The organism is Proteus sp. G4380 (assembly GCF_963885725.1).
GTDB lineage: Bacteria > Pseudomonadota > Gammaproteobacteria > Enterobacterales > Enterobacteriaceae > Proteus > Proteus mirabilis.
The window spans coordinates 1-13177 of the sequence record NZ_CAWPAV010000012.1; the positions used below are offsets into that span (position 1 = coordinate 1).

13 protein-coding genes are annotated in these 13177 nt (G+C 41.1%); 12 read left to right on the plus strand and 1 reads right to left on the minus strand.

Annotation, left to right across the window (positions count from 1 at the left end):
* Positions 1–206 precede the first annotated feature (206 nt).
* The 12 genes from hybO (at position 207) to yedF (ending at position 11489) form a co-directional block, all read left to right on the plus strand.
* On the plus strand, positions 207–1331 hold the full coding sequence (hybO, locus tag AACU98_RS00555) for a hydrogenase 2 small subunit (protein WP_004245185.1): 1125 nt from the start codon (positions 207–209) through the stop codon (positions 1329–1331).
* Entirely contained in the window at positions 1328–2341 is a 1014-nt protein-coding gene (hybA, locus tag AACU98_RS00560; RefSeq protein ID WP_004245184.1) for a hydrogenase 2 operon protein HybA, read from the plus strand. Before hybO ends, hybA begins: the two co-directional genes overlap by 4 nt.
* Positions 2328–3509 carry a Ni/Fe-hydrogenase cytochrome b subunit gene (gene hybB, locus AACU98_RS00565; protein WP_004245183.1) on the plus strand — a complete coding sequence of 394 codons (1182 nt, stop codon included), beginning with the start codon at positions 2328–2330 and terminating at the stop codon, positions 3507–3509. Before hybA ends, hybB begins: the two co-directional genes overlap by 14 nt.
* Entirely contained in the window at positions 3506–5209 is a 1704-nt protein-coding gene (gene hybC, locus AACU98_RS00570) for a hydrogenase 2 large subunit (RefSeq protein WP_004245182.1), read from the plus strand. The genes hybB and hybC overlap by 4 nt, the downstream gene beginning before the upstream one ends.
* Positions 5209–5697, plus strand: coding sequence for a HyaD/HybD family hydrogenase maturation endopeptidase (locus AACU98_RS00575; RefSeq protein WP_004245181.1), 489 nt, complete (start codon positions 5209–5211; stop codon positions 5695–5697). Before hybC ends, AACU98_RS00575 begins: the two co-directional genes overlap by 1 nt.
* Complete coding sequence (gene hybE / locus AACU98_RS00580; RefSeq protein WP_004245180.1) at positions 5694–6188, plus strand: hydrogenase-2 assembly chaperone; 495 nt, start codon at positions 5694–5696, stop codon at positions 6186–6188. The genes AACU98_RS00575 and hybE overlap by 4 nt, the downstream gene beginning before the upstream one ends.
* Before the next feature lie 61 nt (positions 6189–6249).
* Entirely contained in the window at positions 6250–7434 is a 1185-nt protein-coding gene (gene hypB, locus AACU98_RS00585; protein WP_004245179.1) for a hydrogenase nickel incorporation protein HypB, read from the plus strand.
* Positions 7425–7691 (plus strand): hydrogenase maturation factor HybG, encoded by a 267-nt coding sequence (gene hybG / locus AACU98_RS00590; RefSeq protein WP_004245178.1) that lies wholly within the window; start codon positions 7425–7427, stop codon positions 7689–7691. Before hypB ends, hybG begins: the two co-directional genes overlap by 10 nt.
* Complete coding sequence (hypD, locus tag AACU98_RS00595) at positions 7678–8814, plus strand: hydrogenase formation protein HypD (protein ID WP_004248992.1); 1137 nt, start codon at positions 7678–7680, stop codon at positions 8812–8814. Before hybG ends, hypD begins: the two co-directional genes overlap by 14 nt.
* A complete protein-coding gene (gene hypE / locus AACU98_RS00600; protein WP_004245176.1) occupies positions 8811–9830 on the plus strand; it encodes a hydrogenase expression/formation protein HypE in 1020 nt (339 codons plus the stop codon). Before hypD ends, hypE begins: the two co-directional genes overlap by 4 nt.
* Positions 9831–10023: 193 nt before the next feature.
* Entirely contained in the window at positions 10024–11250 is a 1227-nt protein-coding gene (gene yedE / locus AACU98_RS00605) for a selenium metabolism membrane protein YedE/FdhT (RefSeq protein ID WP_004245174.1), read from the plus strand.
* Positions 11247–11489, plus strand: a complete 243-nt coding sequence (gene yedF, locus AACU98_RS00610) for a sulfurtransferase-like selenium metabolism protein YedF (RefSeq protein ID WP_004245173.1) — start codon at positions 11247–11249, stop codon at positions 11487–11489. The genes yedE and yedF overlap by 4 nt, the downstream gene beginning before the upstream one ends.
* Positions 11490–11571: 82 nt before the next feature.
* Here the strand turns inward: yedF and rdgC are convergent, their stop codons facing one another.
* Positions 11572–12480 (minus strand): recombination-associated protein RdgC, encoded by a 909-nt coding sequence (rdgC, locus tag AACU98_RS00615; RefSeq protein WP_004245172.1) that lies wholly within the window; start codon positions 12478–12480, stop codon positions 11572–11574.
* Positions 12481–13177: the final 697 nt, after the last annotated feature.

Consider the following 13177-nt stretch of genomic DNA (forward strand, 5'->3'; position numbering starts at 1 on the left):
AGAATAATTAATTTTAAATTGACCATATATATTAAAAATCCATCTTAAACATTAAATAGCTGAAACGTTTTTTCTCGCATAAAAGAATAATTTATTTTTTAATGAATTATCGCTTGATAATGATCAAGTCATTATTGTGTCGGAGTGTTAAAAAGGCGGTGTTTTAAAATTATTCCAATTAAAAATCATCATATCAGGAGAGATATATGGCCTTGGGGAATAATGTTTTTTCCCAACATGGTATTAACCGACGCGATTTTATGAAATTGTGCGCAGCGTTATCAGCTACCATGGGATTAAGCGGCAAAGCAGCCGCGCAAATGTCACAAGCAATGACATCACCTGAACGTCCACCTGTTATTTGGATTGGTGCTCAAGAGTGTACAGGTTGTACGGAATCTTTATTACGTGCGACTCACCCAACACTTGAAAACCTTGTTCTGGATGTTATCGCACTTGAATATCACGAAGTGCTCTCTTCCGCTTTTGGTTATCAAGCAGAAGAAAACAAACATAATGCGATGGAGAAATACAAAGGTAAATACGTCCTTGTTGTCGACGGTTCTATCCCTGACAAAGATGGCGGTATTTACTGTATGGTGGCAGGCAAACCTATTCTTGAGCATATCAAAGAAGCCGCTGAAGGTGCGGCGGCAATTATTGCTATCGGTTCTTGTTCTGCATGGGGTGGTGTACCAGCTTCTGGAGGTAACCCTACTGGCGCTAAATCACTGGAAGCTATTTTACCGGGTAAAACAGTTATCAATATTCCAGGGTGTCCACCAAACCCACATAACTTCTTAGCTACAGTTGCACATATTATTACCTTTAATTCATTACCTAAGTTAGATAGCAAAAACAGACCGCTATTTGCATATGAGCGTCTAATACATGAAAACTGTGAACGCCGTCCTCATTTTGATGCGGGTCGTTTTGCTAAAGAATTTGGTGATGAAGGACACCGCCAAGGCTGGTGTTTATACCATTTAGGTTGTAAAGGACCTGAAACTTACGGTAACTGCCCAACATTAGAATTTTGCGATATTGGTGGAGGAATTTGGCCTGTTGGTATTGGTCACCCTTGCTATGGCTGTAATGAAGAGGGTGTCGGGTTTACGAAAGGTATTTTCCAACTTGCGAATGTTTATCAGCCAACACCAAAAGCACAAGTACCCGATGTTAACGCCAAAGAAGGTGGTGGTGTTTCTTATGGTGCAGCAGGCTTATTAGGTGCAGTTGTTGGTGCTGTTGCTGGGGTAAGTGTGATGGCTGTGCGTCAATTAGGCCGTGACAAAAATACCACAGGAGCCTCACAGGAGGATAAACGGTGAATAGGCGTCATTTCTTTAAGCTGGCATCAGGTGGGGTTCTCCTTGCGGGAATGGCACCCACTGCGAGTCATGCTGCGGCGCAGAACCGTCCTCCAATTCCTGGGGCTCTCGGTATGCTCTATGACTCTACACTCTGTGTAGGCTGTCAAGCATGTGTGACAAAATGTCAGGAAATTAATCATCCGGAACCCATGGAGCGTGGTGATACTTATGCTAATGGTGATCCGATCTGGTCAAACAATGACAAACTAAGTCCTTACACAAATAACATTATTCAAATTTGGCGTGATGGAACAGGTGAAAATAAAGATCAACTGGAAAACGGTTATGCCTTTATTAAGAAACAATGTATGCATTGCGTTGATGCTAACTGTGTTTCTGTGTGTCCTGTTTCAGCGTTAACCAAAGATCCGAAAACCGGTATTGTGCATTATCATGCAGATATCTGTACAGGTTGTCGTTACTGTATGGTGGGTTGTCCTTATAACATTCCTAAATACGATTATGATGATCCCTTCGGTAAGCTTTATAAATGTGAACTATGTAACCAAAAAGGGGTAGAGCGCTTAGATAAAGGCTTATTACCCGGCTGTGTTGAGGTTTGTCCAACAGGTGCTGTGATTTTTGGTACTCGTGAAGAGTTGCTTGAAGAAGCAAAACGCCGGTTAGCGAAAAAAGCGGGTGAAGAATATCACTATCCACGCCAAACCATTAATGGTGGCGATACTTATCTACATAAGATCCCAGAATATCAAGATCATATCTATGGTGAGTTTGAAGGTGGTGGTACGCAGGTGATGGTACTTTCCGCGGTGCCTTTTGAAAACCTAGGTATGCCAGAAGTGGCTCCATTATCAACGGGTGCGCGTTCTGAACATATTCAACATACGCTGTATAAAGGTATGGTTTTACCAATAGCAGCGCTTGCGGGCATTACTTATTTGGTTAACCGTAATAGTAAAAAACAAGAGCAGGAACACCATAAGGAGGATAACGATGTCGAGTCATGATCCTCGTCCACTTGGCGGTAAGTTATTTACTTTAGCTGTTAGAGTGTTTTTACCGCTTGCTGTGCTTGGTTTTATTCTTATTGGTAAGCGTTTGGTATTGGGTCTTGGGGATGTTTCCGATCTAAATGGCGGTTATCCTTGGGGTATTTGGATAGCCTTTGACTTACTTATCGGAACAGGCTTTGCGTGTGGTGGTTGGGCACTGGCATGGGCTGTTTATGTTTGTAATAAAGGTGAATTTCATCCCTTAGTACGTCCTGCATTATTAGCGAGCTTGTTCGGCTATTCGTTAGGTGGATTATCCATAGCAATCGATATTGGTCGTTACTGGAACATGCCTCACTTCTTTATGCCTCAATACTTTAACGTTAACTCCGTATTGTTTGAAACAGCAACTTGTATGACCATCTACATTATGGTGATGGCATTAGAGTTTTTACCTGCACTACTGGAACGTTTAGGTTGGAAAGTTTCGTTAAGACGCCTTAATAAAGCGATGTTCTTTATTATTGGTCTAGGCGCCTTATTGCCAACCATGCACCAATCCTCCATGGGATCATTAATGATTTCGGCAGGTTGGAAGGTGCATCCTCTGTGGCAATCTTATGAAATGCTACCGCTGTTCTCTTTATTAACCGCCTTTATCCTCGGTTTCACTATTGTTATTTTTGAAGGTTCTTTATTAAAAGCGAGCCGTACTATTAATGACGATGAAACACCGCTATTTACCAAGTTAACTAAAATCATAGAAGTACTTCTGATCACCTTCTTGGTATTACGTTGGGGTGAAGTGATCTGGAACGGTAAGCTGAGTTATATCGCTAAAGGGGATATGTTCTCTTGGTTATTCCTTGCAGAAAGTGCCTTGTTGTTTATTCCTCTGGTATTGATGCACCTGAAAAATAATCGTCGTAGCCCAAGAATGTTATTTGTCTGCGCATTATTTATGTTAGTGGGTGCGGCAATGTGGCGTATGAACTATTCATTAGTCGCTTATAACCCAGGCAACGGCTATCACTATTTCCCAACTGCAAGTGAGTTGTTGATTTCTATTGGCTTCGTTGCATTCGAAGTTACTGCTTACATTCTTATTATCCGTTTACTGCCGGTACTACCAGCACAAACAGAGTCAAATATACAATTAAAAAAGGCTGAGGTTAAATCATGAGCCAACGCATTACTATTGATCCTATTACCCGTATTGAAGGGCATTTACGCGTCGACTGTGAAATCGATAACGGAAAAGTCGTTAAAGCTTGGTCTTCCGGTACTATGTGGCGTGGAATGGAGGAGATCCTAAAAGGAAGCGATCCTCGTGATGCATGGATTATTGTGCAACGCATTTGTGGTGTTTGTACAACGGTTCACGCAATAGCCTCAGTACGTGCTGTAGAAGATGCCTTAGGGATGGATATTCCGGTTAATGCTCAGTATATCCGTAACTTAATTCTGGCTTCTCACATTATTCATGACCATATCGTCCATTTCTATCAGTTGTCTGCGATGGATTGGGTTGATATTACGGCAGCATTACAGGCAGATCCTGAAAAAGCCTCAGCGATGCTTAAAGGGGTTTCTCAATGGCAATTGAACTCTGCTGAAGAGTTCAGAAAAGTGCAGAAGAAAATTCAAGATTTGGTTGATAGCGGTCAGTTAGGTATTTTCGCTAATGGTTACTGGGGTCACTCAGCCATGAAATTACCTCCTGAAGTTAACTTGATTGCGGTAGCCCACTATCTACAAGCATTGGAATGCCAGCGCGATGCAAACCGCATTGTTGCCGTGTTAGGGGGTAAAACACCGCATATTCAAAACTTAGCGGTGGGCGGTGTTGCTAACCCAATTAACCTTGATGCACCGAATGTTCTCAATTTAGAACGTTTAATGTATGTAAAACACTTTATTGATAACTTGGGTGATTTTATTGAACAAGTTTATAAAGTGGATACTGCTATTTTTGCTGCTTATTATCCAGAGTGGTTAAAAATCGGTAAAGGGGCTAATTACTACTTATCTGTGCCTGAATTGCCTATTAATGGCAATAATACTGAGTTTTTACTCTCAGGTGGCTATATGAAAGGCGTTGATTTTTCTACTTATCGTCCAATTAAAGATTGGAAAGATCAAAACCTGAAAGACGGCATCGAAGAGAGTGGTAAACACGCATGGTATGAAGATGATGAACCATTAAAACCATGGGAAGGTTTAACTCGTCCTAAATACACCGGTTGGGATGAAAATAATAAATACTCATGGGTTAAGTCACCCACATTTTACGGTAAACCTGTAGAAGTAGGTACTTTAGCATGGTTAGTGTGTGGTTTAGCGGGTAAACATGAAGGCACAGTAAAACACTATAACGAAGTTAATCAGATCTACACCAAATTAACCGGTCAAACCTTGGTGACAGAGCAGTTAGAGTCAACTTGGGGACGCATTATTGGTCGTACCGTTCATGCTTGTGTATTACAAGATTCGCTTAACTTCTTATGGCAATCACTGGTTGATAATATTGGCCGTGGAGATACTGCTTCCTTTATTAAACCTGAGTTTGAGCCGGGTAAAGAGTATCGTGGCGTCGGTTTTGAAGAGGCTTCGCGCGGTATGCTATCTCACTGGATAGTCTTTAAAGATGGCAAAATCACAAACTATCAGGCTGTTGTTCCTTCAACATGGAATGCGGGTCCTCGTAACTTTAATGATGAACCGGGTCCTTATGAGTTATCACTAGTGGGAACGCCGGTGGCTGATCCTAACAAACCTCTGGAAGTGGTAAGAACCATTCACTCTTTCGACCCATGTATGGCTTGTGCTGTGCATATGGTTGATTTAACAGGTAAAGAATTAAGTAAGGTGAAGGTATTGTAATGCGTACACTTGTCTTAGGTATTGGTAATTTATTACTAAGCGATGAAGGCATTGGTGTTCGTATCGTAGAAGCGCTCGAAGAGCGCTTCTCTTTACCGGAGAACGTCGATGTTATTGATGGTGGCACATCAGGCATGGAAATTTTGCAAGATATTGCTGCAAGAGATTTATTGATTGTTGCTGATGCAGTAAGAAGCCAGCACGAGCCGGGCAGTATCTTTGTATTACATGATGATGATGTACCTGCATTATTTACCCAGAAAATTTCACCGCATCAACTCGGGCTATCGGATGTATTAATGGCTTTACGTATGACTGATGAATTTCCTCGCAAACTGATTTTAGTGGGTATTGAACCTGCTTCATTAGCGCCAAGTATGTCATTGTCAGATATTGGTCAGCAATCGATGGAAATAGCACTTGAACAAGTGGTTAATATTTTGCGTGAACATGGGATCACCGTAACCCCTAAAGAGGTAACAGCATGAGTGAATTAAATTGGGATATCACGGGATACGATGAACCACCTATTGAATTACTTGAAAGCAGTTTTCGAGAGATTGCCAAAAAAGAGATGCAAGCATTGCCTTTTTATAGAGAAAATATTCCCGTAAAAGCAGGGGGATTTACTTTATTTGAAAAGCAATGGATTGGAACAATTTTAACGCCTTGGATGCTAGAGCTTATTGTGTTGCCCGGGCCATCACAAGAGTGGCCAAGACGTAAAATTGGTGAGCGTATCGCCTTAGCGCTTCCTTGTGGTCAGGTTAAATTTGTCGTTGGTGAACTTGCTAATGGTGCTCAATATCTGGCTTGTTCATTAATGTCGCCACTTGATCGCCATTTACAAGGTGAGCAGGCGGTTGAGTTAGCAGAAAACAGTGCAAAAATGGCTCTTTCTCTTCCTGTTCAGACACAATCCGTCACAGAAGTTGATTTAAGTCGGCGTTCCCTGTTTCGTGGTCAGTTAAGATCATAATGTAGAACGTTTACGCGACACCGAGTCAAATTCTTCTTATTGAATAGTCAGGAGTCAGAATATGTGTAGCACTTGCGGTTGTGGTGAAGGTAATGTCAGCATTGAAGGTGTAGCGCCTCATTCACACGATCACCACCATCACTCTCACGACCATGATCATCACGACCATGGCCATCACCATCACGGTCATCACCATCATCATGGGCATGATCATCATCATGAACACAATGCTACTCCAGCGAATACTGTTCATAAATATATTGATAAGTCTGAGCAAAAGCATAAGCACAATTACGAAACTCATGGTCAGCCTATCATTATTCATCATCACCATTACCATAATAGTGGCGATGTTCATCTCCATTTTTATCATGATGCACAGCAAAATGAAGCCCAAGTGTTCCATGAGCATCATCATGGGCATGACGATCATCATGCACATTCTCATGAACATACTCATAGCCATGAACATGAACATAGCCATGATCACGAACATAGCCATGAACACGAAGAACAATTTAGTCCAGTTATTGATAATGACAACATGCATTATGGGCAAGGGGAAGCTGGTACTCATGCTCCCGGAATTAGCCAAAAACGAATGTTAAAAATTGAGATGGATGTACTGGATAAAAATAATCGAATTGCCGTTCATAATCGTGAACATTTTGCCCAGCAAAATGTATTGGCGCTGAATTTAGTTTCAAGTCCCGGCTCCGGTAAAACAACGTTGCTAACTCAAACGTTAAAACAGCTAACGCAACGTGTACCTTGTGCGGTGATTGAAGGTGATCAGCAAACGACGAATGATGCTGATCGTATTCGTGAAACCGGGGTTGCTGCTATTCAAGTCAATACGGGTAAAGGTTGTCACCTTGATGCACAAATGGTGCATGATGCTACCCATCAATTAGGTTTAAAAGACAACAGTATTCTCTTTATTGAAAATGTTGGCAATCTGGTTTGCCCTGCCAGTTTTGATCTGGGTGAAAAACATAAAGTGGCTATCCTTTCGGTAACGGAAGGGGAAGATAAACCATTAAAATATCCGCATATGTTTGCCGCTGCAGATCTGATGATTATCAATAAAATTGATTTAGTGCCACATCTTAATATTGATGTGCAAGCGTGCATTGAATCAGCGCGTCGCGTCAATCCTAATATTGAGATCATTGCATTATCTGCGACAACTGGCGAAGGTATGGAAGAGTGGTTAGCTTGGTTGGAGAGCCGTTTATGTGCTTAGGTGTTCCTGCCAAGATAGTTGAGGTGGGCGATGACGTCCACCAACTCGCTTATGCTGAAGTCAGTGGCGTAAAACGTGCCGTCAATATCTCTATGGTTTGTGAGGGTGACCCGTCAGAGTTATTAGATAAGTGGGTGCTTATTCATGTTGGATTTGCCATGAGTATTCTTGATGAACAAGAAGCTCAAGATACTCTGGATGCATTACAACATGTATATGGTGTTACCCTTGAAGAGGCTGATGATGCAATACGTTGATGAATTTCGTGATCCCGAATTGGCCAAAGCATTATTAGCTCAAATACGTGAAACTATTTCACAATGGCCTCATCCCATCACTCGCCCATTACAGATTATGGAAGTGTGTGGCGGACATACGCATGCCATTTTTAAATTTGGTCTCGACCGCTTATTACCACAAGAGATTGAGTTTGTTCATGGTCCCGGTTGCCCGGTATGTGTGTTACCTATGGGGCGCATTGATGCTTGCTTAGAAATTGCAGCCCGTCCAGAGGTCATTTTCTGTACTTTCGGTGATGCGATGCGGGTGCCCGGTCGTCATGGTTCAATGCTTGATGCTCGTCGTCGCGGTAGTGATATCCGTATTGTTTACTCACCGCTTGATTCATTAAAAATTGCGCAAGATAATCCTGATAAACAAGTGGTATTTTTTGGCTTAGGTTTTGAAACTACCATGCCAAGTACGGCGATGACGCTGCAACAAGCGAAATTACGTGGACTGAAAAATTTTTCGCTATTTTGTCAGCACATTACTATCGTACCGACTTTACGTTGCTTATTAGAGCAAGAAGATGTACGTATTGATGGTTTTATTGCCCCCGGTCATGTCAGTATGGTGATTGGCTGCACGCCTTATCAACCTTTATGTGATGAATTTGAAAAACCCTTTGTGGTGACAGGTTTTGAACCGTTGGATTTATTACAAGCTATACTGATGGTAGTAAAACAGCTTAAAGCAAAAGCTGAGAATGCAGATTATGTTTTAAGTATTGAAAATCAATATAGTCGTATTGTCCCTAATGAAGGCAATAAACTTGCGCAAAAAGCATTGAAAGATGTTTTTATGCTAAAAGAGAGCAGTGAATGGCGTGGACTTGGGGAGATCCCTATGTCTGGTATTCAACTAACACCCGCTTACGCTGAGTTTGACGCTGAACGACGTTTTACACCAGCACCACAACAAGTGGCTGATAATCCACAATCACGCTGTGGCGATGTATTAACCGGACGATGCAAACCTTCTGATTGCCCATTATTTGGTAAAAGTTGTACACCAGAAACGGCATTAGGTGCCTTAATGGTGTCATCAGAAGGTGCATGTGCGGCTTATTATCAGTATCGCCGTGAAGGTAATATATGAAACAACCTGATGAAATCACCTTAGCTCAAGGAAATGGTGGGCAAGGTATGCAACAACTTATCGAAGGGCTATTTTTGAAAGCATTCGATAATCCATTATTGAATGAAAAAGAAGATCAGGCTCGTATTGCATTAGCCGATCTCACAGCACAGGGCGATCGTCTGGCATTTAGTACCGACAGTTATGTGATTGATCCGATCATTTTCCCAGGTGGAAATATTGGTAAATTATCTGTTTGCGGAACCGCGAACGATCTTTCTGTAGGTGGGGCTGTACCTCGCTATCTCTCTTGTGGTTTTATTTTAGAAGAGGGACTTGCTTTTGAAACGCTAGAAACATTGGTGATGGCGATGGCAAAAGCCGCACAACAAGCAGGTATTCAGATTGTAACGGGGGATACCAAAGTGGTTCCTCGTGGTGCTGCGGATAAGATCTTCATTAATACTGCGGGTATTGGGGTGATCCCAAGTAAAATTGATTGGGCAGCAAGTCACATTAAAGCCGGCGATAAGATCATCGTCAGCGGTACAATAGGCGATCATGGTGCCACTATCTTAAATTTACGTGAAAATTTAGGATTGGAAGCTGATCTGCAAAGTGACTGTGCCGTGCTTGAACCAATGATCGCGCCTTTACGTCAAATTGATGGTATTCGTGCATTACGTGATGCAACTCGTGGTGGCGTGACCGCTATTTTACATGAGTTTTCTCAAGCCTGTGGCTGTGGCATGAATGTATATGAAAACAAACTGCCAATGAAACAGTCTGTACGTGGTGTGTGTGAATTATTAGGGCTGGAAGCACTCAATTTTGCTAACGAAGGTAAAATTGTATTAGTCGTGTCACCGCAAGCAGAAAAACAAGTTCTTGAGGCTTTGCATCAACATACTTTAGGTCAAGATGCTTGTACCATTGGTGAAGTAACTGAAGAGCGTTATATTCGTTTAACGGGAATTTTTGGCACAAGTCGTATTTTAGATCTCCCTTATAACGAGCCATTACCCCGTATTTGTTAATTAAATCAAATCACTCAACTGATCTTTTAAATACTCATAAGTTATTTCTCTGTTACAGAAGTTTGTTATAACGCAAACTTCTGTCATTTATCTTAATTCTGATCCTTTGATAAAAATATTTTTGGAGTAACATGTTCGACCAATCCTACTGCGTGGAGAGGGTCTCTCGTGGGGGTAAGTTCTAGGGAAAAACATGTCTTGGTCAGAATTTAAATCTCAATACCTGATCCGTTTCTGGAAGCCTCTTCCGGCGGTTATTGCAGCAGGTATCTTATCTACTTACTACTTTGGTTTAACCGGCACTTTCTGGGCAGTTACTGGTGAGTTTACTCGCTGGGGCGGTCATGTGATGCAATGGTTTGGTGCGCATCCAGAAGAATGGGGTTACTTTAAAATCATTGGTCTTGAAGGGACACCACTCACTCGTATTGATGGGGTAATGATTATTGGGATGTTTGGTGGTTGTATTATGGCAGCACTTTGGGCCAATAATGTCAAACTTCGTCATCCTCAGCATAAAGTGCGTATTCTTCAGGCCGTTTTGGGCGGTATTATTGCCGGATTTGGTGCACGTTTAGCCATGGGGTGTAACCTCGCGGCATTCTTTACCGGTATTCCTCAATTTTCATTGCATGCTTGGTTCTTTGCTGTTGCTACTGCTATTGGCTCTTATTTTGGTGCCAAACTTTCATTAATGCCACTATTTCGTATACCGGTAAAACTGCAAAAAGTCAGTAAAGCATCACCTATTACGCAAGATAAACAACGTGCAAAACGTCGCTTTCGATTGGGGATGGTTATCTTTTTTGCCATGATCGCATGGTCATTAATCATTCTATTTGATTCACCCAAACTCGGCTTTGCTATGCTGGGGGGAATTGGCTTTGGGATCTTAATTGAACGTGCGCAAATCTGTTTTACTTCCGCATTTCGTGACTTATGGATAACCGGTAGAACGCATATGGCGAAAGCGATTATTATCGGTATGGCAGTAAGTGCGGTGGGTATTTTTAGCTATGTACAATTAGGTGCTGCACCGAAAATTATGTGGGCCGGTCCTAATGCAGTTATTGGTGGTTTGTTGTTTGGTTTTGGTATCGTGCTTGCTGGTGGTTGTGAAACAGGCTGGATGTATCGTGCAGTTGAAGGGCAGATCCACTTCTGGTGGGTAGGTTTAGGTAACGTGATTGGTTCAACAATACTGGCGTACTATTGGGATGATTTTTCTGCGGTACTGGCTACCGACTACGATAAAATCAACCTATTAGATACCTTTGGCCCAGTTGGTGGATTAGCCATCACCTACCTGCTACTTGGTCTCTCTTTTATATTACTACTTTGGTGGGAAAAACATTTCTTCCGCAAAAGAGCGCAACAAGCGCAAGCGCTTTCAACACAAATTAATAAGGAAATCGCATGAACGAGAAAAAAACCATAGTGCCAGATTATCGTCTTGATATGGTCGGTGAGCCTTGTCCTTATCCTGCGGTGGCAACATTAGAAGCGATGCCGTCACTGAAAAAAGGTGAGATCCTTGAAGTGGTAAGCGATTGTCCTCAGTCTATTAATAATATTCCCTTAGATGCGAAAAACTACGGTTATACCGTATTAGATATTCAGCAAGATGGGCCGACAATACGCTATTTAATTCAAAAATAGCGGCGGAATAATTGATAAAAAAACAGCCTGATCATAGCGTGAGATAGGCTGTTTTTTTGTACTATGATATCGGGTGATAAAATTACTCGGCTTCACCACCAAGTACTTCGATAACCCTTTCAATTAGCGCGCTTAGTTCACCTGTCATTAAGACAAAATCGGCATCAAAACGCTGGGCAAAATCGGCTTTATCAATATCATCGTTTTGCTCACGCAAGGTATCACTAAATTTAATGCGCTTGATAGAGCCATCATCACAAAGCATGAATTGCAGGCGATCTTCCCAATCAAGAGAAAGCTTGGTGACAAACTTACCGGCTTCAATATGAGTGGCAATTTCATCAGAGACAAGCTCTTGTTTCTTACAACGTATCACGCCACCTTCTTCTAATACCGCTTTAAGCTCGGCTTCATCCATTAATGTAAAACCAGCAGGGAGTTCACCGGAACGAACCCATTGTGTCATTTTTGATTCGACAGACTCATTAAAATTGAGTGGAACCACGGGTAGCGAACCTAATGTTTTACGCAATAAGGCTAAATTATCTTCGGCACGTTTTGCACTACCTGAATCAACAATCACTAATTGTTTATCTAAATCTAACCAAATAAAGGTTTGTGAGAATTTGCTAAATGCGCGAGGAAGTAACGTGTGGACAACTTCATCTTTTAATGTCGCTTTTTCGGTTTTCTTTAATTTACGACCTTGTTCACCCTCTAACTTTTCAACTTTATCTTGTAGCGCTTGCTTAATGACGGTGGCGGGGAGGATCTTATCTTCTTTCCGTGCGCACATCATGACTTGTTTACCTGCAACATGGATAAGTGCTTCGCCACGATCACCCATAGGTGAAACCCAACCCGTTTTGGTCATATCTTGGCTACTACAAGGGGTGAATGCTAATGAAGCCAGCTGTTGTTCTAACTCATCCATTGACAGCGCTATCTCTTTATTTAAGCGATAGACCAAAATATTTTTAAACCACAGCATCTGACATTCCCCTTAATCATGATTAACAGCAATATGATACTGAATGTTAGCAGTATCTAAAAGGTAATATCCTTTAAAAGAAATTTATTATCGGCTCACAGTATAAAAACAGTGCTCAAGCTGAATCGAATAATTAGTAAAATTACTTTATGAAAATGAGTTTTATTCTTATTTGCTGCTAATTAACTTATCGTTTTACGGGGGAGATAATCTAAATCTCAAGAATTGTCGTAATGTGATAATTATCACGTAGTTGAGTTTTTATCCTATTTTTGAACGCTTTCTTTGCAACACTTTCAGATTTATCTCTGCATTAATTTACAAAAGAAAATTTATCTTGACGATTGGATGTGATTTTTATCACAGTTTTAAGAAAAAGTAACAGGTTGTTTTTCATGGTAACGATGGTGATCTAAATCACAAATATAAATATTTTTTTGCGGAAAATTGACAAAAACGCATAAATAGCCTTTTTATGTTAACTATGGTTATAGTTTAGCTTTAGTTATGATTAATAGAATCCGTAGTTCATAAACAAACATTGATTAGAGATTGTAATTAAACCTTACTCTTGTCCTATCTTGGTTGATATTTTTAGTTAATTATCCTTATAAAGTGTGTAGGTCATTCATTACTGCGAGTTAAATTGTAGTTAAATTTATTTTTAAGCTTATTTAAATAACAAGTAAATATAAAA

Excerpts from the sequence above, each read along its gene's own strand:
- yedE (WP_004245174.1), top strand. The coding sequence starts at position 10,024 with ATGTCTTGGTCAGAATTTAAATCTCAATACCTGATCCGTTTCTGGAAG.
- hybG (WP_004245178.1), top strand. The coding sequence starts at position 7,425 with ATGTGCTTAGGTGTTCCTGCCAAGATAGTTGAGGTGGGCGATGACGTC.
- hypD (WP_004248992.1), top strand. The coding sequence starts at position 7,678 with ATGCAATACGTTGATGAATTTCGTGATCCCGAATTGGCCAAAGCATTA.
- hybB (WP_004245183.1), top strand. The coding sequence starts at position 2,328 with ATGTCGAGTCATGATCCTCGTCCACTTGGCGGTAAGTTATTTACTTTA.
- hybC (WP_004245182.1), top strand. The coding sequence starts at position 3,506 with ATGAGCCAACGCATTACTATTGATCCTATTACCCGTATTGAAGGGCAT.
- hypB (WP_004245179.1), top strand. The coding sequence starts at position 6,250 with ATGTGTAGCACTTGCGGTTGTGGTGAAGGTAATGTCAGCATTGAAGGT.
- hybO (WP_004245185.1), top strand. The coding sequence starts at position 207 with ATGGCCTTGGGGAATAATGTTTTTTCCCAACATGGTATTAACCGACGC.
- hypE (WP_004245176.1), top strand. The coding sequence starts at position 8,811 with ATGAAACAACCTGATGAAATCACCTTAGCTCAAGGAAATGGTGGGCAA.
- hybE (WP_004245180.1), top strand. The coding sequence starts at position 5,694 with ATGAGTGAATTAAATTGGGATATCACGGGATACGATGAACCACCTATT.
- AACU98_RS00575 (WP_004245181.1), top strand. The coding sequence starts at position 5,209 with ATGCGTACACTTGTCTTAGGTATTGGTAATTTATTACTAAGCGATGAA.
- rdgC (WP_004245172.1), bottom strand. The coding sequence starts at position 12,480 with ATGCTGTGGTTTAAAAATATTTTGGTCTATCGCTTAAATAAAGAGATA.
- yedF (WP_004245173.1), top strand. The coding sequence starts at position 11,247 with ATGAACGAGAAAAAAACCATAGTGCCAGATTATCGTCTTGATATGGTC.